This window comes from Kluyvera ascorbata (assembly GCF_023195735.1).
GTDB lineage: Bacteria > Pseudomonadota > Gammaproteobacteria > Enterobacterales > Enterobacteriaceae > Kluyvera > Kluyvera ascorbata.
Genome location: NZ_CP096201.1, coordinates 1,430,257 through 1,451,172, shown reverse-complemented (window position 1 = coordinate 1,451,172; position 20,916 = coordinate 1,430,257). Strand labels below are relative to the sequence as shown.

General features: G+C 53.0%; 19 protein-coding genes and 6 tRNA genes. 15 read left to right on the top strand and 10 right to left on the bottom strand.

Annotated elements, in window-relative coordinates; all coding sequences use genetic code 11:
- Positions 1-112 precede the first annotated feature (112 nt).
- Positions 113-1,315, top strand: a complete 1,203-nt coding sequence (locus tag MY052_RS06905) for a NupC/NupG family nucleoside CNT transporter (protein ID WP_035897259.1) — start codon at positions 113-115, stop codon at positions 1,313-1,315.
- Positions 1,316-1,350: 35 nt separating this feature from the next.
- On the opposite strand, the gene MY052_RS06900 is transcribed toward MY052_RS06905, so the two are convergent.
- The 3 genes from MY052_RS06900 to MY052_RS06890 all read right to left on the bottom strand — a co-directional run bounded on the left by MY052_RS06900 (position 1,351) and on the right by MY052_RS06890 (position 3,921).
- Positions 1,351-3,495 carry an EAL domain-containing protein gene (locus tag MY052_RS06900; RefSeq protein ID WP_420828632.1) on the bottom strand — a complete coding sequence of 715 codons (2,145 nt, stop codon included), beginning with the start codon at positions 3,493-3,495 and terminating at the stop codon, positions 1,351-1,353.
- Between the two features lie 235 nt (positions 3,496-3,730).
- A tRNA-Ala gene (locus MY052_RS06895) sits at positions 3,731-3,806 on the bottom strand.
- Positions 3,807-3,845: 39 nt separating this feature from the next.
- Positions 3,846-3,921, bottom strand: a tRNA-Ala gene (locus MY052_RS06890).
- A 216-nt stretch (positions 3,922-4,137) separates the two neighbouring features.
- On the opposite strand from MY052_RS06890, the gene MY052_RS06885 reads away from it, so the two are divergent.
- Together MY052_RS06885 and MY052_RS06880 are read left to right on the top strand one after the other, a co-directional pair.
- Complete coding sequence (locus MY052_RS06885) at positions 4,138-4,494, top strand: YfeC-like transcriptional regulator (RefSeq protein WP_035897901.1); 357 nt, start codon at positions 4,138-4,140, stop codon at positions 4,492-4,494.
- A gap of 9 nt (positions 4,495-4,503) precedes the next feature.
- Complete coding sequence (locus MY052_RS06880; protein WP_248538419.1) at positions 4,504-4,899, top strand: YfeC-like transcriptional regulator; 396 nt, start codon at positions 4,504-4,506, stop codon at positions 4,897-4,899.
- Between the two features lie 47 nt (positions 4,900-4,946).
- Here MY052_RS06880 and gltX read toward each other — a convergent pair whose 3' ends face one another.
- Complete coding sequence (gene gltX / locus MY052_RS06875) at positions 4,947-6,362, bottom strand: glutamate--tRNA ligase (RefSeq protein WP_035897893.1); 1,416 nt, start codon at positions 6,360-6,362, stop codon at positions 4,947-4,949.
- Between the two features lie 247 nt (positions 6,363-6,609).
- Between gltX and MY052_RS06870 the strand changes: the two genes are divergently transcribed.
- From MY052_RS06870 to MY052_RS06840, 5 genes are all read left to right on the top strand, one after another.
- A tRNA-Val gene (locus MY052_RS06870) sits at positions 6,610-6,685 on the top strand.
- A 46-nt stretch (positions 6,686-6,731) separates the two neighbouring features.
- Positions 6,732-6,807: transfer RNA gene (locus tag MY052_RS06865), tRNA-Val, on the top strand.
- Positions 6,808-6,853: 46 nt separating this feature from the next.
- Positions 6,854-6,929, top strand: a tRNA-Val gene (locus MY052_RS06860).
- A gap of 4 nt (positions 6,930-6,933) precedes the next feature.
- A tRNA-Lys gene (locus MY052_RS06855) sits at positions 6,934-7,009 on the top strand.
- Between the two features lie 452 nt (positions 7,010-7,461).
- Positions 7,462-7,803 carry a FlxA-like family protein gene (locus MY052_RS06840; protein ID WP_035896903.1) on the top strand — a complete coding sequence of 114 codons (342 nt, stop codon included), beginning with the start codon at positions 7,462-7,464 and terminating at the stop codon, positions 7,801-7,803.
- Here MY052_RS06840 and MY052_RS06835 read toward each other — a convergent pair.
- Positions 7,794-8,720, bottom strand: coding sequence for a LysR family transcriptional regulator (locus MY052_RS06835; protein ID WP_035896915.1), 927 nt, complete (start codon positions 8,718-8,720; stop codon positions 7,794-7,796). The two genes, MY052_RS06840 and MY052_RS06835, sit on opposite strands and share 10 nt — an antisense overlap.
- Positions 8,721-8,809: 89 nt before the next feature.
- Between MY052_RS06835 and MY052_RS06830 the strand changes: the two genes are divergently transcribed.
- Positions 8,810-9,805 carry a bile acid:sodium symporter family protein gene (locus tag MY052_RS06830; RefSeq protein WP_248538418.1) on the top strand — a complete coding sequence of 332 codons (996 nt, stop codon included), beginning with the start codon at positions 8,810-8,812 and terminating at the stop codon, positions 9,803-9,805.
- On the opposite strand, the gene MY052_RS06825 is transcribed toward MY052_RS06830, so the two are convergent.
- From MY052_RS06825 to zipA, 3 genes are all read right to left on the bottom strand, one after another.
- Complete coding sequence (locus MY052_RS06825) at positions 9,802-10,014, bottom strand: DUF3820 family protein (protein WP_035896906.1); 213 nt, start codon at positions 10,012-10,014, stop codon at positions 9,802-9,804. The two genes, MY052_RS06830 and MY052_RS06825, sit on opposite strands and share 4 nt — an antisense overlap.
- A 1-nt stretch (position 10,015) precedes the next feature.
- Positions 10,016-12,031, bottom strand: a complete 2,016-nt coding sequence (gene ligA / locus MY052_RS06820; RefSeq protein ID WP_035896908.1) for an NAD-dependent DNA ligase LigA — start codon at positions 12,029-12,031, stop codon at positions 10,016-10,018.
- A gap of 70 nt (positions 12,032-12,101) precedes the next feature.
- On the bottom strand, positions 12,102-13,109 hold the full coding sequence (zipA, locus tag MY052_RS06815; protein WP_248538417.1) for a cell division protein ZipA: 1,008 nt from the start codon (positions 13,107-13,109) through the stop codon (positions 12,102-12,104).
- Between the two features lie 230 nt (positions 13,110-13,339).
- Between zipA and cysZ the strand changes: the two genes are divergently transcribed.
- The 5 genes from cysZ to crr all read left to right on the top strand — a co-directional run bounded on the left by cysZ (position 13,340) and on the right by crr (position 18,251).
- A complete protein-coding gene (gene cysZ, locus MY052_RS06810; protein WP_248538416.1) occupies positions 13,340-14,101 on the top strand; it encodes a sulfate transporter CysZ in 762 nt (253 codons plus the stop codon).
- A 212-nt stretch (positions 14,102-14,313) separates the two neighbouring features.
- Entirely contained in the window at positions 14,314-15,285 is a 972-nt protein-coding gene (gene cysK, locus MY052_RS06805) for a cysteine synthase A (protein ID WP_035896911.1), read from the top strand.
- A 385-nt stretch (positions 15,286-15,670) separates the two neighbouring features.
- On the top strand, positions 15,671-15,928 hold the full coding sequence (gene ptsH / locus MY052_RS06800; RefSeq protein ID WP_002913505.1) for a phosphocarrier protein Hpr: 258 nt from the start codon (positions 15,671-15,673) through the stop codon (positions 15,926-15,928).
- A 45-nt stretch (positions 15,929-15,973) separates the two neighbouring features.
- Positions 15,974-17,701 carry a phosphoenolpyruvate-protein phosphotransferase PtsI gene (gene ptsI / locus MY052_RS06795; protein ID WP_035896912.1) on the top strand — a complete coding sequence of 576 codons (1,728 nt, stop codon included), beginning with the start codon at positions 15,974-15,976 and terminating at the stop codon, positions 17,699-17,701.
- A gap of 40 nt (positions 17,702-17,741) precedes the next feature.
- On the top strand, positions 17,742-18,251 hold the full coding sequence (gene crr, locus MY052_RS06790) for a PTS glucose transporter subunit IIA (protein ID WP_035896914.1): 510 nt from the start codon (positions 17,742-17,744) through the stop codon (positions 18,249-18,251).
- A gap of 171 nt (positions 18,252-18,422) precedes the next feature.
- On the opposite strand, the gene MY052_RS06785 is transcribed toward crr, so the two are convergent.
- Positions 18,423-18,662, bottom strand: coding sequence for a cytoplasmic protein (locus MY052_RS06785; protein ID WP_115073804.1), 240 nt, complete (start codon positions 18,660-18,662; stop codon positions 18,423-18,425).
- Positions 18,659-19,525: a pyridoxine/pyridoxal/pyridoxamine kinase gene (gene pdxK, locus MY052_RS06780; protein WP_248538415.1), complete on the bottom strand. Its 867-nt coding sequence runs from the start codon at positions 19,523-19,525 to the stop codon at positions 18,659-18,661. Before pdxK ends, MY052_RS06785 begins: the two co-directional genes overlap by 4 nt.
- 84 nt (positions 19,526-19,609) lie before the next feature.
- Here pdxK and ptsJ point away from each other — a divergent pair, with 84 nt between their 5' ends.
- Positions 19,610-20,905: a MocR-like B6 salvage transcription factor PtsJ gene (gene ptsJ, locus MY052_RS06775; RefSeq protein WP_248538414.1), complete on the top strand. Its 1,296-nt coding sequence runs from the start codon at positions 19,610-19,612 to the stop codon at positions 20,903-20,905.
- Positions 20,906-20,916: the final 11 nt, after the last annotated feature.

Genomic DNA, 20,916 nt, shown 5'->3' with positions numbered 1-20,916 from the left:
TTTTGAGTTTGCTCACAGGAACTAAATATAGTGGGACGGGGATCTCGTTTTATTTAATGATGTTACATAGAATGTGCAAGAAAATTTAACCCGTCTCATGTTTGGAGCAAATATGGACCGCGTCTTGCATTTTATTCTCGCGCTCGTTGTGGTAGGCATCCTGGCCTTACTGGTCAGTACCAACCGCAAACAGATTCGTATTCGTTATGTTATTCAACTACTTGTCATTGAAGTTTTACTGGCATGGTTCTTCCTGAACTCCGACGTTGGTCTGGGCTTCGTGCGTGGCTTTGCTGAAATGTTCGAAAAACTGCTTGGTTTCGCGAACAACGGGACCGACTTCGTCTTCGGTAGCATGAACGATAAAGGCCTGGCTTTCTTCTTCCTGAAAGTCCTCTGCCCTATCGTCTTCATCTCTGCACTTATCGGTATTCTGCAGCACATTCGTGTTCTGCCAATTGTCATTCGTGCGATTGGTACCGTGCTGTCTAAAATCAACGGCATGGGCAAACTGGAGTCTTTCAACGCCGTCAGCTCCCTGATTCTGGGCCAGTCTGAAAACTTCATCGCCTATAAAGATATCCTCGGCAAAATGTCCCGTAACCGCATGTACACCATGGCGGCCACGGCGATGTCTACCGTTTCCATGTCTATCGTTGGCGCCTACATGACCATGCTGGAGCCGAAGTACGTTGTTGCGGCGCTGGTACTGAACATGTTCAGCACCTTTATCGTTCTGTCGCTGATCAACCCGTACCGCGTTGATGCCAGCGAAGAGAACATCCAGATGTCTAACCTGCACGAAGGGCAAAGCTTCTTCGAAATGCTGGGTGAATACATTCTGGCAGGTTTCAAAGTTGCGATTATCGTTGCTGCGATGCTGATCGGCTTTATCGCCCTGATCGCCGCGCTGAACGCCCTGTTCGCTACCGTGACCGGCTGGTTTGGCTACAGCATCTCCTTCCAGGGCATTCTGGGCTACATCTTCTATCCAGTTGCATGGATCATGGGTGTACCTGCGAGTGAATCCCTGCAGGTCGGTAGTATCATGGCGACCAAACTGGTTTCCAACGAATTCGTTGCAATGATGGACTTGCAAAAGGTTGCCGCTGAGCTCTCTCCGCGCGCCGTCGGCATCATCTCCGTATTCCTGGTTTCCTTCGCGAACTTCTCTTCCATCGGTATTATCGCGGGCGCTATTAAAGGCCTGAACGAAGAGCAAGGTAACGTGGTTTCCCGCTTCGGTCTGAAACTGGTTTATGGTTCCACGCTGGTGAGCGTACTGTCTGCTTCTATCGCGGCACTGGTTCTGTAATTTAGTCTCGCTACATCCAAGGGTCTGTAACGTGGTTACAGACCCTTTTTTTTGTTCTCAAGCTGCCACAGCGGCCGCGGCTTATCGATCAAGTAACCCTGCATGTAGTGGACGCCAAGCTGCTCCAGAAGCTCCAGCTGCGCTTGTGTTTCCACATATTCCGCCACAACCTCTAGATTACGCACCTTCGCGAGCTCGCAGATGGAGCGAATGATCATTGCATCCATTGGGTCATTCAATACATCACGCACAAAGCAGCCATCAATCTTAATGATGTCAGCCTCCAGACGTTTGAGCCGTTCATAGTTGGCATAACCGGTGCCGAAATCATCAATGGCGATTCGACAGCCAAAGCGACGTAGCTGCTGAATGTTGGCTACGCTGACATCGGAATTAGAGAACGCCTGTTCCTCAGTTATTTCAATGATGATACGGTTAACATCGATGTGATAACGCCGAAATAGCGCGATAATCTCAGCGGCGCTCCCCTTTTGCATCAGGGTATACGGCATCAGGTTAACGGAGAAACGCTTTCCACCCAGCTCATCCAACGAACTGAACAGGTACTCCAGCACCTGCATATCAAAGCGCTTACTGAGGTTAAACTGTGCCAGCACGGGGATAAATTTATCCGGCATCACCATGCCTTGTGAATCAACAAGGCGGCTAAGAATCTCGTAATATCCTTCACCTGAAGATTTCCTGATGGGCTGGGCATAAAGCATAAAGCCCCCCCAATCCAGCGCATTTTTAACCCGGTTGAGTAAAACAATGCGTTCGCTGTTCAGATCGAATGCTTCCACATGACCATTATCCAGCTTCAGGATTTGATTCCCCTCGCCGGCCTGTTCCGCGAGCCAGCTTAACTGCCCCAGCATATGATGGAGATTGTTATCGCGCGCGCGCGCCCGTCCCCAGGAGATGCCGTATTCGAGATTCAGCACTGAATTATTCCAGCGAATTTCCTTACTGCTAAGATAGTCAATCAGATGAGTTAAGCGTGCTTGGGTATCTGGCCCGTTTAACACCAGCAGGAGCTCATTGCCGGGCAGGTGGAATAGTTTCTCCTCCTTGCAAAGAATGGGCTGTAACACCTGCGTTATGCTACGTTTGCACTGAATACGCATCATCATGCCGTAGTGACGGCTGAGAAATTCAAGATTCCTGATATGCAGGCAGCAGACGCTGACCGGGTCCGGACGCGCCATGTACTCCTCCAGCGCGCGCAGGTTGGGCAGGCCGGTAATAGGATCCAGCATTGCCTGCTCTTGCCACATCGTCTTCAGCCGCTGGCTTCGATTGTAAACCTGAAGCAGATATAACAAGCACACCGTGAAGGAGATCAGTGACGAGAGAATAAACGCCAGTGAATACTGCGTCTGTACGCCATGGAGAAAATTGGTGTTGTACATCACCAACAGGAAGGCGGAAACCGTCCAGGCCAAAATGACCATCGGGTAGGCCAACTGGCTGATGCCAAAAGAGAAAAAGATAAATATTGCAGGGACAAGGTAACCAGCGAAATAATAATCACCGAAGGGAGCACATAAAAATACCAGCATGCCGATGAGGCTGGTAAACCAACAGATGATAAATACACGATTTTTGAACCCGGTGTAACAAACGAAATTTCGACGCCAAAATGTTTTGGCGTATCTTGGGTTCAAGCACATTCTTAACGGATAATAGAAGAGCTTCGTAAAAATCAATGAAGCACAAACTAATCCTTGTATATCAACAATAGTGTAAATAACTGAAGTTATATTAAAATAACTGTACATTAATTCCGGTATAGCAATGATTTTACCGGTGAGATACATCAAGACCTTGCCCATCACGGGCGCAGCAAACCCTAACCAAAAAACATGCAACCATATGTTTTTTATTGGATTACCATGTCGCCATCGTCGCCCAAGCACGGAGTACAAAATAAGACACGAGATACAAACAGCCGCCAACTGACAGAATAATAATGTTAATGAATAAAATGGCGATAGATGCAGTTGCCAATAGTTGGTGACGGTAAATCCAATTGCCAGTGGAACAATCGCATGGCGACCAAATAGCATGATCAACGCAATCATCACGCCAAGCGGAAGCCAGGCTAGATATACGGAATGACCATCATAAAAAGCAGTGGGAGATATATATCTGGAAAAAGGGATAGCCACCAGGCTCATTATCAAAGCCAGACAGAATTTCCTTGCTTGGGTACTCCGAATCGCCATCATGCGTATCTGCCGATATCCTTTATCGTACGTAGTTTGACTCTCTGAATATTATGGTGGTGAATTTATTGACGCAAGTTTAAGAGATGGAATCCTGATCTGTATGGGGCTTTTAAAAGCTAAATGCTGAATTTTTATCCATGCTGAAGATAAAAAAACCCCCGCCTTAGGCGAGGGTTTCGAATTTTGGTGGAGCTAAGCGGGATCGAACCGCTGACCTCTTGCATGCCATGCAAGCGCTCTCCCAGCTGAGCTATAGCCCCACAGTTTCTTTACGTTCCAAACCTGATGGGAGCAGGATTTGGTGGAGCTAAGCGGGATCGAACCGCTGACCTCTTGCATGCCATGCAAGCGCTCTCCCAGCTGAGCTATAGCCCCAACGTAAAGCTGTCGTGTTGACGGGCGGCATAATATGAATTCCCTTACACAGTGTCAACGGCAAAATAGGCGAAATAGTTCTAATCGCTGAAAAAGCAGGCAAACGCGCCATATTGCTCGCCTCCTCGCAGGTTGGAGTTAAACCGGTCACGTTTTCTCATAAAATGATGCTATAACATGGACCTGTAATTCCCACACTGCGACTCAGGAAATTGTATGCTCAAGGAACGAATGACGCCGGAGGAGATTGCTCATCTGACGGGATACAGCCGACAAACCATCAACAAATGGGTGCGCAAAGAGGGCTGGAAAACGTCCCCCCGTCCCGGCGTTCAGGGAGGAAAAGCTCGCGTGGTGCACGTGAACGATGAAGTGATGGAGTTTATCCATAGCGCCCAGCGCGCCTCCGAATCTTCGGCCTCTTATGCGGTGAACGGCAGCGACAACCCTTTCCACACGCTGCTGCTGACGCTGGTTGATGAAATGACCGAGAGCGAGCAGAAACAGCTCACGTCACTGCTGCTACGGGAAGGGATTAGTGGTTTATTGCAACGTCTAGGAATTCGCGGTTAAGCAATGTCTATGAAAAAACTTCCCGCAAAGATGTCCACAGAAGAACTGGCTGAGATGCTGGGTATGACTCGACAGACGGTCAATCGCTGGATTCGTGAAAGGGGCTGGCAGACTGAACCGATGCCCGGCATTAAAGGTGGTCGTGCGCGGCTTATCTTTATGAGCGATGAGGTGATGGACTTTCTGGTTAATACGCCCGCTTTTCGCCAACTCCCGAATGAAAACCAGATAGACGAACCAGCCGGCAGTTACACCACCCACGCCTCTGACGAAGTCTGGCGGCAAATCAGCGATGTCTTACAGAATATGACGCCGCCGGAGAAAGAGCGTTTACATCGATTGCTGGCGCGTGAGGGAATTTGCGGTTTTCTATCGCGGCTCGGACTGAGCGAGCAAAATGATTAGGTATAAAAAAAGCGGGTTTCCCCGCTTTTTTTACATCTGAATGCCGATTACTGCTGGCTTTCACGCTCGGCGATAAACGCCAGCGCCTTGTTGATGCGCTCGATGCTACGGGATTTACCGATCGCATGAACGGTTACGTCCAGGCCTGGTGACTGACCTGCGCCGGTAACGGCAACACGCAGCGGCATACCGACTTTACCCATACCCACTTCCAGCTCATCGGCGGTTGCCTGAATCGCGTGGTGGACGTTTTCAGCGGTCCAGTCAGTGATTGCGGAGATTTTATCACGCACCACTTCCAGCGGCTGACGTGCTACCGGGCGCAAGTGTTTCTTCGCGGCGTCCGCGTCGAACTCTGCAAAGTCTTCATAGAAGTAACGGCAGCTCTGCGCCATCTCTTTCAGGGTCTTGCAGCGCTCACCCAGCAGTTTCACCAGCTCGCTCAGCTGCGGGCCCACGCGGGTATCAATATTTTCCTGCTCAATATGCCACTGCAGGTGCGTCGCGACATATTCCGGCGCCATCGTATTGATGTAGTGGTGGTTCAGCCACTGCAGTTTGTCGGTGTTGAACGCACTGGCGGATTTGCTGACCGCGCCCAGAGAGAAGAATTCGATCATCTCTTCACGGGTGAAGATCTCCTGATCGCCATGGGACCAGCCCAGACGCACCAGATAGTTCAGCAGCGCTTCCGGCAGGTAGCCGTCATCACGATACTGCATGACGCTGACCGCGCCATGGCGTTTAGACAGTTTTTTACCGTCGTCGCCGTTGATCATCGATACGTGCGCGTAAACCGGCACCGGCGCATTCAGCGCTTTCAGGATGTTTATCTGACGCGGGGTGTTGTTGATATGGTCTTCACCACGGACAACATGGGTAATTTCCATATCCCAGTCGTCAACCACAACGCAGAAGTTGTAGGTTGGGGAACCATCAGTACGACGGATGATCAGATCGTCCAGCTCCTGGTTGCTGAATTCGATCGGCCCACGGATCTGGTCGTCAAAGATAACGGAACCTTCCTGCGGGTTAGCAAAACGCACCACGCATGGCTCATTGTCAGCATGATGTTCATGACCGTGTCGGCAACGGCCGTCATAACGCGGCTTCTCGCCGTTTGCCATCTGCTCTTCGCGCAGCGCTTCCAGACGTTCTTTGGAGCAGTAGCATTTATATGCCGTGCCTGCTTCCAGCATTTCATCAATCACCGCGTTGTAGCGGTCGAAACGTTTGGTCTGATAGTACGGGCCTTCATCCCACTCCAGATTCAGCCAGTTCATACCATCCATGATGGCTTCAATGGCTTCCGGCGTTGAGCGCTCGAGATCGGTGTCTTCAATACGCAGCACAAACTCACCTTTATGGTGACGTGCGAAAAGCCAGGAATAAAGAGCAGTACGAGCACCGCCGACGTGCAGATAGCCAGTCGGGCTAGGCGCGAAGCGAGTTTTGATTTTCATGAAATGGCCTTACGTTTATAAACATGCCGACAACCGGCAAATCCTGGAAATAGAAGTGGGCAATATTCTATCACTCCCACTCGGTTGTTCCCACCGCAAGCGCATGGTTTGCATTTTTTGCATACAATTCATACACCATAGCGCGTTTTGCGATCGCATTGTCTAATTTTACGACGAACAGATAAATTATTTATAAAAGGCGTTGACTCATTTTCAACTCTCCCTATAATGCGACTCCACACAGCGGGGGTGATTAGCTCAGCTGGGAGAGCACCTCCCTTACAAGGAGGGGGTCGGCGGTTCGATCCCGTCATCACCCACCAACTACTTTATGTAGTCTCCGCCGTGTAGAACAGAAAATTGAGAAGTGGGTGATTAGCTCAGCTGGGAGAGCACCTCCCTTACAAGGAGGGGGTCGGCGGTTCGATCCCGTCATCACCCACCACTTTCTCGCCAGCTGGATTTTCTGTCAAAATGTGAAGTACCGAAGTGGGTGATTAGCTCAGCTGGGAGAGCACCTCCCTTACAAGGAGGGGGTCGGCGGTTCGATCCCGTCATCACCCACCACTTCGGGTCGTTAGCTCAGTTGGTAGAGCAGTTGACTTTTAATCAATTGGTCGCAGGTTCGAATCCTGCACGACCCACCAATGTAAAAAAGCGCCCTAAAGGCGCTTTTTTGCTATCTGCGATATAAACGATTCGAACCTGCCGCAGGTTCGGTGTCGAACGTAGTGAGACAACGGAGCCGTTTACGGCGACGGCCCGAAGGGCGAGCGAAGCGAGTCATCCTGCACGACCCACCAATGTAAAAAAGCGCCCTAAAGGCGCTTTTTTGCTATCTGCGATATAAACGATTCGAACCTGCCGCAGGTTCGGTGTCGAACGTAGTGAGACAACGGAGCCGTTTACGGCGACGGCCCGAAGGGCGAGCGAAGTGAGTCATCCTGCACGACCCACCAATGTAAAAAGGCGCCCTAAAGGCGCCTTTTTGCTATCTGCGTTTTATGTAGCCCGGCCAAGCGCAGCGCCGCCGGGAAAAGCTCAAGTCTCCCCCCATTCTGCCGATACTCCTTATATTTCTCCCAATAAGGCGTTCACCATGACCACCATCAGCGCTACCTCTATCGCTTCGCTAAAAACTACCACCAGCAACGCTGCTCCGAGCGGTAACGATGCGGCATCACAAATGGCACGTATCACCCAACAGATTGTTAAGCTGACCCAGCAGCTCAAAGAGATTGCTGATGGCAGCGGGAGTACGGAAGAAAAACAAAAGCAAGCGGAAATGATTCAGGAACAGATAACCATGCTGGAAGCGCAGCTTGCTCAGCTACAGCGCCAGCAAGCTGAAAAAGAGCAAGAAAAACTCGACGCCTCGTCGGCCGCGACAACCGGCATCAACTCACCCAGCGACGATCACCAAATCGATATCTACGTCTGATAGAGCGGGTCCTGTTGACGTTTATTCGTCAGACACTGGCTCTGCTCCCGTACCACGTCCCACAGAGCCTGGGCTGCGGTGGAGAGCGAACGATTTTTCCGTCTCGCCAGCATCAGCTGGCGCTCTACGCCTGGTGACATCCGCTTCACCACCAGTGGACTCCCTTCCGGCAACGGTAACGCCAGCGCCGGAATAATGCTGATGCCAATTCCTGCCGTCACCATGGGAAACAGCGTCGCCGGGTGGCCAATTTCCTGCACGATGTTCGCCTCAATCTGATGCAGTTGGAGCGCCGCATCAATCAGCATCCGGCTGCCGGAAGCATAATCCTGTAGCACCAGTTCCGCCCCCTGAAGCGCCTGCCAGTCCACTTCCGGCATAACGGCAAATGGGTGATCGTTGCGACACAGCAGGAAGAACGGCTCGGAGAGCACCGTTTCGCACTGCAAATCCCCCACTATGCCAGGATCGATAACGATACCAAAATCAACATCTCCCTGGCGGATACTCTCCAGCACCCACTGCTGCGGCCGGTCGTGCAGCACAAAGCGAATGTCCGGATACCGGCGGTTGCTTTCGGCGATGCACTGAGGGATCAGATGCGCTGAAATCGTCTGGCTAGCCGCCACCCTGACCGTACCACTTAGCTGCTGTCCGGTACGTCCCGCCTCCCGCAGCGTGCCCTGTAGCTCATCCAGAAGCCGTTCCAGGCGAGCGGCAAGCTGCTGCCCCGCTTCCGTCAGCACCACTTCGCGCGTGGTACGGTCAAGCAGGCGGACGCCCGTCTGACTCTCCAGTTCCTTCACGCTATGGCTGACCGCCGACTGGCTGAGGCCGATTATCTCCCCTGCCCGGCTAAAACTCTTCGCCTGCGCCACCGTGACAAACACCTTCAACTGCCGCAATGAGTAATTCATCTGTTTTTTTCATGAATGAATGCAATAAATCAATTTTATTTCTCAAAAATAAAAAAGCAAAATGTATGCATCGATCTTCAGGAGTCTTTATGAAACTTTTCCGCATTTTAGATCCGTTTACGCTGACCCTTATTGCGGTTGTCCTGCTTGCCACCTTCTTTCCGGCGCGCGGCGACTTCGTTCCCTTTTTTGAAAATCTGACCACAGCCGCCATCGCACTGCTGTTCTTTATGCACGGTGCCAAGCTGTCCCGTGAGTCGATTATTGCCGGTGGTAGCCACTGGCGCTTGCACCTGTGGGTAATGTGCAGCACCTTCGTGGTCTTCCCGGTATTGGGCGTACTGTTTGCCTGGTGGGCACCGATTAACGTCGACCCGCAGCTTTATGCCGGCTTCCTGTATCTGTGCATTCTGCCCGCTACCGTACAGTCCGCTATCGCCTTTACTTCACTGGCTGGCGGTAACGTCGCCGCCGCGGTGTGTTCTGCATCGGCGTCCAGCCTGCTGGGTATCTTCCTGTCGCCGCTGCTGGTTGGCCTGGTGATGAACGTACACGGCGCAGGCGGTAGCCTTGAGCAGGTGGGCAAAATCATGCTGCAACTGCTGCTGCCGTTTGTGCTGGGGCACCTTTCCCGTCCATGGACGGCGGCGTTTGTGACCAAACACAAAAAGTGGATATCCAAAACCGACCAGACTTCTATTCTGCTGGTGGTCTATTCCGCCTTCAGCGAAGCGGTGGTCAACGGTATCTGGCATAAGGTTGGCGTAGGGTCACTGCTGTTTATCGTCGTGGTAAGCATCGTGCTGCTGGCGCTGGTGATTCTGATTAATACCGTGGTCGCTCGTCGTCTGGGCTTCAACAAGGCGGATGAGATTACGATTGTCTTCTGCGGGTCGAAAAAGAGTCTGGCCAACGGTATTCCAATGGCCAATATTCTCTTCCCGACGTCAGTGTTGGGGATGATGGTGCTGCCGCTGATGATCTTCCACCAGATTCAGCTGATGACCTGTGCGGTGCTGGCCCGTCGCTACAAGGCGCAGGCCGAAAAAGCGCAGGCCAAAGAGCATGCCCGCGTAGGAAGCTAGCGTTTCAGGGGCTGAACCAGCTGGCTCAGCCCTTCCGTTTTGATGAGCAGCGTCAGCTGCATCAGTTCGCCAAGGTGCCCGGCCGGAAACTGATCCTTTCGGGCAAACCACAGCAGATACTCTTCCGGCACATCAATCAGCCGCCGACCTTTATATTTGCCGAACGGCATTTCGGTGTTGGCTATCTCAATCAGCTGCGCTTTATCCACCTCAGACTCCTAGCAGACGCAGCATTTCAGCTTCGTCGATAACCTCAATACCAAGCTCCTGCGCTTTGGCAAGCTTCGAGCCCGCGGCTTCACCGGCAATCACCAGGTCGGTCTTCTTCGACACGCTACCGGCGACTTTCGCGCCCAGCTCAACCAAACGCGCTTTGGCATCGTCACGGGACATCTGGCTCAGGCTGCCGGTCAGCACCACGGTTTTGCCAGCAAACGGGCTGTCTATCTCTTCGGCGTTAATCACCACTGGAGCAGGCCAGTTCACACCCTCTTTCAGCAGTTGCTGGATAACGTTACGGTTGCTCTCTTCGGCGAAGAAGTTGAAGACGTGATTCGCCACCACCACGCCGACATCAGGGACTTTTTGCAGCTCTTCAATGGACGCAGCTTCCAGCGCCTCAAGCGTGCCAAAGTAGGCCGCCAGCCCGGCCGCCGTCGCTTCACCGACTTCACGGATACCTAACGCATAGAGGAAACGAGCAAAGGTGGTCTGCTTCGCTTTTTCCAGCGCACTGACCACGTTCTGCGCCGATTTCGGCCCCATACGGTCAAGCCCGGTCAGTTTGCCTGCGGTCAGGGTGAAAAGATCGGCCGGAGTATGGACATATTCTTTTTCGACCAGTTGGTCGATGATTTTGTCGCCCATGCCGTCCACGTCGAGCGCACGGCGGGAAACGAAGTGCTTGAGCGACTCTTTGCGCTGTGCGCCGCAGATAAGGCCACCGGTGCAACGAGCAACGGCTTCGCCTTCCACGCGCTCGACATCGGAATTACACACCGGGCAATGGGTCGGGAAGACGATTTCCTGAGTGTCATCCGGACGCTCGGAAAGCACCACGTTGACCACCTGCGGAATAACATCACCCGCACGGCGAATCACCACTTTATCGCCGATGCGCAGGCCAAGACGTTCGATTTCATCGGCGTTATGCAGCGTCGCGTTACTGACCAGCACACCGGCTACCTGCACCGGCTCAAGGCGCGCCACTGGCGTAATCGCCCCGGTGCGCCCTACCTGAAACTCCACGTCGCGCACAAAGGTCATCTGTTCCTGCGCCGGGAACTTAAACGCCACCGCCCAGCGCGGCGCACGGGCCACGAAGCCTAGCTGTTCCTGTAAATCCAGCGAGTTCACCTTGATGACCACACCATCGATATCAAAACCGAGCGTCGGACGGTCTGCTTCTACCTTGTGATAGTAAGCAAGCACTTCCTCCGGGGAGTCGCACAGCGTGACGCGATCGCTCACCGGCAGCCCCCAGGCTTTAAACTGTAGCAAGCGCCCCAGATGAGTATCCGGCAGTTCGCCGCCTTCGAGTACGCCCACGCCATAGCAGAAGAAAGTAAGCGGTCGCTTCGCGGTAATCCGCGGGTCTAACTGGCGCAGTGAGCCTGCGGCGGCGTTACGCGGGTTGGCGAACACTTTATTGCCGGTGCGACGAGCTTCGTCGTTGATTTTTTCAAACCCAGCCTGCGGCATAAACACTTCGCCACGCACTTCCAGGCGAGCCGGAATGTTATCTCCGCGCAGCTTCAGCGGAATGGCGCGAATAGTTCGGACGTTCGAAGTGATGTCTTCACCGGTGGTACCATCACCACGGGTCGCAGCGCTGACAAACACACCGTTTTCATACAGGATACTGACCGCCAGGCCGTCCAGCTTAAGCTCGCAGCACCAGGTCAGTTTATCCGTGCTCTTGAGGCGATCCTGAACGCGCTTGTTAAAAGCAAGGAAGCTCTCTTCGTCAAAGACATTGTCCAACGACAGCATCGGCACTTCATGGCGAATCTGGCTGAACGCCGCCAGCGGCTCGGCGCCAACGCGTTGAGTCGGCGAATCGGAGGTAATCAGCTCCGGGTGCTGCGCTTCAAGCTCGCGCAGTTCACGCATCAGACGGTCATACTCCGCGTCCGGCAGTTCCGGGGTATCTAAAACGTGATACAGATATTCATGATGGCGAAGCGTCGCTCGCAGTTCATTCAGTTGTTGTTCTATAGATTGCATATCACACCATCAATGATAAAAAACCCCCGACAGGCGGGGGTTCAGGAAGGATTGGCAACGCGCGAGCCTATCAGGCGTTAGCGTCTTTGACTTCGCGGATACGGTCCTGATACTCACGCAGCTTTTGCGGCGTCATCATACGGCGCTGATCGTCCAGCACCACACCACCCACTTCGTCAGCAATATACTGCGCTGATTGCAGCATCAGCTTGAAGTTCTGCAGCTCGTCGCCGTAGGACGGCACCTGCATAAAGATGGTGACGCCAGGCGTGAGCATCTCAGCCATGGTATCTGGATCAAAAGTACCAGGCTTCAACATGTTGGCCAGGCTAAACAATGCCGGGCCACTGCCGTCCGGGCTGAGATGACGATGGAAAATATTCATATCGCCAAATTTAAAACCGGCCTGCTGGATGCTGTTCAGCAGCAGTTCACCGTTAATTTGCGTACCCTGATGCGCAGAGACGTTCATCACGATGACCGTTTCTTTACGCTCAGGTTTCTCTGGCTGAGCGGGTTCAGGCGCAGGCTGGGCAGCAACCGGTTCTGGCTGCGGCGGCTGTACGGGTTCTGCAACCGGCTGTGGTGCCTGCGGTGCGACGGGCTGCTGAGCAACGTGCTGTGGCGCCTGGGCCACAGGCTGAGGCTCTACCACCGGCGGTCGCTGAGGCTGCTGTACAGGCTGCGGCGGCGGTACCGGCGCGGGCTGTGCAGGCTGATGCGGCTGTTGTGCATGCGGCTGCTGTACCGGCTCTGGCGCGCGCGCAGGCTGAGGCGCCTGACGCTCGTAAGGCGGCTGGTACTGGTGTTGAGGCGCGTGACGAGGGGCTTCATGCTCCCCAGCAGCCCCAGGGGCGTGATTGACCTTGTGGACACGAACTTCACCCACGCCTTCAACATTGTCATCGAAGTCTTCTTCCGATTCATCATCGGCATCACGAGACTTCATTCGCTTCATTGGACGATCGCGGAACATAGATGAACGCTCTTTACGGCTCGTCCAGAAACCATGAACCAGTAAAGCAAGTATGGCGATCGCGCCAACAATGATTAATATCAGACGCAAATCCTGCATCATTATATTCTCTGTTGTTCTAACACCTTGCCACCACGGCAAACATTTACTCACTAAGAGTATTTGCCCATCACGTCAAGTGCAAGTGTGCACATGACATTCACCGCAGAAAGATGAGTAAAATCGTATTTTTTGCTGGTTTTTCGAACATTTCCTAACTGGTCATTGTCCAACAACCCGATAATATATAGACGTCTTTTCAATGTAGTCAGTTAAAGGAGCTTCATCTGACCATGGTTTCATCGCCCACCCCTGCCGCACGTAGCGGCGTTTACTACTTCTCTCAGGGCTGGAAACTGATCGGCATGCCGGGTATCCGCCGATTCGTCATCTTACCGCTGTTGGTCAATATTATTCTGATGGGCGGCGCCTTCTGGTGGCTGTTCAGCAAGCTGGAAAGCTGGATTCCGTCCTTAATGAGCCGTATCCCCGACTGGCTGCAGTGGCTGAGCTACCTGCTATGGCCGGTGGTGGTTATCTCCATTCTGCTGGTTTTCGGCTATTTCTTTTCAACCATCGCCAACTGGATTGCCGCGCCGTTTAACGGCCTGCTGGCCGAACAGTTGGAAGCGCGCTTAACTGGTGCAACGCCGCCGGATACTGGGGTGATTGGCATGATGAAGGATCTGCCGCGCATCATGAAACGCGAATGGCAGAAGCTCGCGTGGTATCTGCCACGCGCCATCGTGCTGCTCCTGCTGTACTTTATTCCGGGAATCGGTCAGACGGTAGCCCCTGTGCTGTGGTTCTTGTTCAGCGCATGGATGCTGGCCATTCAGTACTGCGACTATCCATTCGACAACCATAAAGTACCGTTTAAGACCATGCGAGAGGCGCTGCGCACCCGCAAAGTGACCAATATGCAGTTTGGTTCACTGGTAAGCCTGTTCACGCTGATTCCCGTGTTGAACCTGGTCATTATTCCCGTCGCTATCTGCGGCGCAACGGCGATGTGGGTTGACTGCTATCGCGATAAACACGCCATGTGGAAATAACCTCACTTTCAGACCTAATGCACAACTGATGTTTAGGCCGGATAGGCGCAGCGCCATCCGGCCTACCTTTTACCGTTATGCCTTGCCTTATTCCATCCCGATAGCCATTATTTCCCTTCAGTATATAGATATGCGAAATCCTTACTTCCGCAGAATCTTTAAGCAGGTATGCTGGTCGAGTACCCCAAATTTCATACAGTTAAGGATAGGCCATGAGTAAGATTTTTGAAGATAACTCCCTGACTATCGGTCATACACCACTGGTACGACTGAACCGCATCGGTAACGGACGTATTCTGGCGAAGGTTGAGTCACGTAACCCAAGCTTTAGCGTCAAATGCCGTATCGGTGCCAATATGATTTGGGATGCCGAAAAACGCGGTGTGCTGAAACCTGGCATCGAACTGGTTGAGCCAACCAGCGGCAACACCGGTATCGCTCTGGCCTATGTTGCAGCCGCGCGTGGTTATAAGCTGACGCTGACCATGCCAGAAACCATGAGCGTTGAACGCCGCAAGCTGCTGAAAGCGCTGGGCGCGAATCTGGTACTGACCGAAGGCGCGAAAGGCATGAAAGGTGCCATTCAAAAAGCCGAAGAGATCGTTGCCAGCAACCCAGAAAAATTCCTGTTGCTGCAGCAGTTCAGCAACCCGGCTAACCCGGAAATCCACGAAAAAACCACCGGCCCGGAAATCTGGGAAGATACCGACGGGCAGGTTGACGTATTCATTGCAGGCGTGGGCACCGGCGGTACGCTGACCGGCGTTACGCGCTACATCAAAAATACCAAAGGCAAAACGGACCTGATTTCCGTTGCCGTTGAGCCAACCGATTCTCCGGTTATCGCTCAGGCGCTGGCGGGCGAAGAACTGAAACCAGGCCCACACAAAATTCAGGGCATCGGTGCAGGCTTTATCCCAGGCAACCTCGATCTGAAGCTGATCGACAAAGTTGTCGCGATTACCAACGAAGAAGCTATTTCCACGGCGCGCCGCCTGATGGAAGAAGAAGGCATTCTGGCGGGTATCTCTTCCGGTGCAGCGGTTGCCGCAGCATTGAAACTCCAGGAAGATGAAACCTTTACCAATAAGAATATTGTGGTTATCCTACCGTCTTCGGGTGAGCGTTATTTAAGCACGGCGCTGTTCGCAGATCTCTTCACCGAGAAAGAACTGCAACAGTAATGCCAGTCGGTTAAAATCGTGTAAAAAAGCACCCTTCTGGGTGCTTTTTTGTGGCATACATCAAACTTTTACCCCCCCTGGCATTGATTCACCTCCGTAGGTCTGGTATTTAACCTCTCATATTTATTTTGAGCCGCGAAATTATTCTTAACAGGTTTTCCACTAGCTGAATCGATTTTATGATTTGGTTCAAATCCTGCTTTCACGGCATAATGTTTAATGATAAGCGAAACGTCAAAGGCCAGAAGCGTCTGCGTCGGATGGTTTGTCGCCGATGGTAGTGCTGATTTTGTGGGCGTCGCTTGATTTGTAATACAGGCTAAAGTCTATCCACCAGGCTAGACTTTAGTTCCACAACACTAAACCTATAAGTTGGGGAAATATAATGTTCCAGCAAGAAGTTACCATTACCGCTCCGAACGGTCTGCATACCCGCCCTGCTGCTCAGTTTGTTAAAGAAGCGAAAGGCTTCACTTCCGAGATCACTGTGACCTCCAACGGCAAAAGCGCTAGCGCGAAAAGCCTGTTCAAACTGCAAACTCTGGGTCTGACCCAGGGCACCGTTGTTACCCTGTCCGCAGAAGGTGAAGACGAGCAGAAAGCAGTTGAGCATCTGGTTAAACTGATGGCTGAACTCGAGTAAGTTCAACGAGTTCTTTTAAATATCAGTCACAAGTAAGGTAGGGTTATGATTTCAGGCATTTTAGCATCCCCGGGTATCGCTTTTGGCAACGCACTGCTGCTGAAAGAAGATGAAATTGTCATCGACCGGAAGAAAATTTCTGCCGATAAAGTAGAGCAGGAAGTTGAACGTTTTCTGAGCGGTCGTTCTAAAGCGTCAGCTCAGCTGGAAGCTATCAAGACCAAGGCTGGCGAAACTTTCGGTGAAGAAAAAGAAGCCATCTTCGAAGGGCACATCATGCTGCTCGAAGATGAGGAGCTGGAGCAGGAAATCATAGCCCTGATTAAAGATAAGAACATGACGGCTGATGCAGCTGCGCATGAAGTTATCGAAGGTCAGGCAACTGCCCTGGAAGAACTGGATGATGAATACCTGAAAGAACGTGCGGCTGACGTACGTGACATCGGTAAGCGCCTGCTGCGCAACATCCTGGGTCTGGCCATTATTGACCTGAGCGCCATTCAGGATGAAGTTATCCTGGTTGCCGCAGACCTGACGCCGTCTGAAACCGCACAGCTGAACCTGAAGAAGGTGCTGGGCTTTATCACTGACGTCGGTGGCCGTACTTCCCACACCTCTATCATGGCGCGTTCCCTGGAGCTGCCAGCCATCGTGGGTACCGGTAGCGTCACCACTCAGGTGAAAAATGGCGACTATCTGATTCTGGATGCCGTGAACAACAAAGTTTACGTCAACCCAACTAACGAAGAAATTGAGCAGCTGCGCGCCATTCAGGAGCAGGTTGCCAATGAGAAAGCCGAACTGGCTAAACTGAAAGATCTGCCGGCAATCACCCTTGATGGCCACCAGGTTGAAGTTTGTGCCAACATCGGTACCGTGCGTGATATCGACGGTGCTGAGCGTAACGGCGCAGAAGGTGTTGGTCTGTACCGCACCGAATTCCTGTTCATGGACCGCGACGCGCTGCCAACTGAAGAAGAGCAGTTTGCGGCGTACAAAGCCGTTGCTGAAGCGTGTGGCTCTCAGGCAGTTATCGTCCGTACCATGGATATCGGTGGCGACAAAGAGCTGCCGTACATGAACTTCCCGAAAGAAGAGAACCCGTTCCTGGGCTGGCGTGCCGTGCGTATCGCAATGGATCGTAAAGAGATCCTGCGTGACCAGGTTCGCGCTATCCTGCGTGCCTCTGCTTTCGGCAAACTGCGCATCATGTTCCCGATGATCATCTCTGTTGAAGAAGTGCGTGCACTGAAGAAAGAGATCGAAATCTACAAACAGGAACTGCGCGACGAAGGTAAAGCGTTTGACGAATCAATCGAAGTTGGCGTAATGGTGGAAACACCTGCGGCAGCGACCATTGCGCGTCATTTAGCCAAAGAAGTTGATTTCTTTAGTATCGGTACCAATGATTTAACGCAGTATACTCTGGCAGTTGACCGTGGTAATGATATGATTTCACATCTTTACCAGCCAATGTCACCGTCTGTCCTCACTTTGATCAAGCAAGTTATTGATGCTTCTCATGCTGAAGGCAAATGGACTGGCATGTGTGGTGAGCTTGCAGGCGACGAACGTGCTACACTTCTGTTGCTGGGGATGGGTCTGGACGAATTCTCTATGAGCGCCATTTCTATCCCGCGCATTAAGAAGATTATCCGTAACACGAACTTCGAAGATGCGAAGGTATTAGCAGAGCAAGCGCTTGCTCAACCGACCACAGACGAACTGCTGGCGTTGGTGAACAAGTTCATTGAAGAAAAAACAATCTGCTAATCCACGAGACGCGGCCCAAATTACTGCTTAGGAGAAGATCATGGGTTTGTTCGATAAACTGAAATCTCTGGTTTCTGATGATAAAAAAGACACCGGAACCATTGAGATCATTGCACCGCTCTCTGGCGAAATCGTCAACATCGAAGACGTGCCGGATGTAGTGTTTGCTGAGAAGATTGTTGGCGATGGCATTGCTATCAAACCAACCGGTAACAAAATGGTTGCACCGGTTGACGGCACCATCGGTAAAATTTTTGAAACCAACCACGCTTTCTCTATCGAATCCGATAGCGGCATCGAGCTGTTCGTTCACTTCGGTATCGATACCGTTGAACTGAAAGGCGAAGGTTTCACTCGCATCGCGGAAGAAGGCCAGCGCGTTAAAGTTGGCGACACCGTGATTGAGTTCGATCTGGCCCTGCTGGAAGAAAAAGCCAAGTCTACCCTGACTCCGGTGGTTATCTCCAACATGGACGAGATCAAAGAACTGACCAAACTGTCCGGTAGCGTGACAGTGGGTGAGACCCCGGTTATTCGCATTAAAAAATAATGCTTAACCGCATATAAAAATGGCGCCGAATGGCGCCATTTTTTTTGCCTGTAGTATGTAGGCCGGATAAGGCGCTTGCGCCGCCATCCGGCGATGGAGCGGCGCACTGCCTGATGGCGCTACGCTTATCAGGCCTACAATATTGCGAACATTTCAGCGCCAACTTACGGGTTACAGCTGTGACGTCACCGGACGAAAACACGGTTCGCGCATCAGAACTTTCATTCCTTCCGGCCCGCTTTCCAGCATCCGGCGCTCGGAATCGGACACCAGCAGTTCACACTGATAGCCACCGGTAACGCCAAACATTGCCCGCGCGACGCAGGCATCCTCAAGGGCATCCTGCCCGCTGGTATCAAAATGCCCTACCAGACGGCCATTATGCCGAATAACCAGACGATAACACTTCATCGCACCTCCCCTGCCGGCGGCAGTATTAGCTCATCACAACCGCATTTCTGCGTCCAACTCATCACTGCCAGCACCCGTTCTGCCGCCGCATGTGCCGCGGCGGCGAGCGGCTGTTGCCGTACGATGCCGCTAATCAGCTCAGCGCAAAACAGATCGCCGGTGCCTTTTAAGTCCGTTTCCAGACGCGGGTGTTCAATCACCTCTACCGCTTCCGGTGTCACAACGGCGACGGTAATGTTGTTTTCCGTCCGTCCTGGCGCGCTGGTGATCACCACCCACTTCAGCGTATCGCTGAGTAAAGATTTTGCCGCCAGAACCGCTTCATCCAGCGTACGGCACGGCTTGCCACTCAGCATTTCCAGCTCGAACACGTTCGGCGTTAGCCCCTGCGCCAGCGGCAACAAATGGGTACGATAGGCTTGCGGAATTTCCGCCTTCACGTAGATACCGCTATCGACATCGCCAATGACCGGGTCGACCAGAATGCAGATATCCGGGTGCGATACCTGTACCGTTTTCAGCCACTCGGCCAGTAGCGCAATTTGCTCCGCGCTGCCCATATAGCCGGTGGTGACCGCCTTCAGTTCACGCAGCGCATCACGCTCATTCAGTGCCTTCAGATAGCCGCCGAACCACTCACCGGGAATGACGCCGCCGTAGAACGTCTCGTAGTGCGGCGTGTTGCTGAACAGCACCGTCGGCACGGCAGTCACCCTCAGGCCGTGGGATTTTATCGCGGGTACCGCAATGCTGTTACCTACGCTGCCGTAGACCACCAGCGATTGAACGGCCACGATGTCCGTCTGTAATGCCCGGTGCGTATCGTTGAAGAGCACCGACTGTATCTCACTATCCTGCCCCATCTACTTCTCCTCTGACTCTGGACAGCGGGCTAACGCCTCACTATTATCGTCATATGCTAAAATTCATTTTGTCATAGGTCAATAATGATCGACGGAAAAAGCGCCAACGAAATCTTTGACAGTATTCGTCAGCATATCACCCGCGGGACATTAGCGAAGGGAGAAACGCTGCCGCCGGTGCGTGAACTGGCTACCCGGCTTGGCGTAAACCGCAACACGGTGGCGTCTGCCTATAAGCGGCTGGTGACCTCCGGGCTGGCGCTGAGCCTGGGTCGTAACGGCACCGTGGTTAAAGAGACCGCCGCTCCGGTGGCGCTGGAAGGCGGTAATCCGCATACGCCGCTTACCGATCTCTCCAGCGGTAATCCCGCAACGAAACGACTGCCAAACCTGGCGCAGTACCTCTCACGCATCAGCAGCACGCCGCGTCTGTACGGCGATACGCCGGTATCACCAGCTCTGGCCGATTGGGCGGCGCAGTGGATGCAGGATGTTATGCCCGTAGCTGGAGAAATCGACCTTACCAGCGGGGCGATTGATGCTATTGAGCGCCTGCTGAGCGCCCACCTTCTGCCTGGCGACAGCGTTGCCGTCGAAGACCCCTGCTTTCTGAGCAGCATCAGCATGCTACGCTACAGCGGCTTTAACGCCAGCCCGGTCAGCATTGACCGTGAAGGGATGCAGCCAGAACAGTTGGAGCAGGCGTTGAGTAAAGGCGCTCGTGCCGTGATCCTGACGCCACGCGCCCATAACCCCACCGGGTGCAGCCTGAGCGCCGCCCGCGCCGCTGCATTACAGCAGGTGCTGAGCCGCTACCCGCAAACGCTAGTGATAATAGACGACCACTTTGCCCTACTCGCCGAAGCGCCCTGGCACCCGGTGATTGCGCCGCAAACACAGCACTGGGCGGTGGTTCGTTCAGTGTCGAAAACGTTAGGCCCGGATCTGCGGCTAGCTTTTGTCGCCAGCGATACCGCTACCTCGGCGAAGCTGAGATTGCGGCTTAACGCCGGTAGTCAATGGGTCAGCCATCTGTTGCAGGATCTGGTCTACGCCTGCTTAAGCGACACAGATTTCCAGCAATCCCTCGAACAGACCCGACAGTTTTACGCCGGGCAACAACAAAAAATGGCGCAGGCGCTACGTGCGCAAGGGATAACCCATATTGCCCACGGCGATGGCCTGAACTTCTGGCTACCGCTTACGGACTCCAGCCAGGACATGGCTTTTACGCTCGCCAAATCCGGCTGGCTGGTACGCGAAGGCGATGCTTTTGGCGTGCAGTCTCCGGCGCAAGGCCTGCGTATTACGCTTTCAACACTCAACGACAACGACATCAACCGGCTAGCTGGCGATATTCGTCAGGCGCTAAGCCGCTAACAGGAGAACTT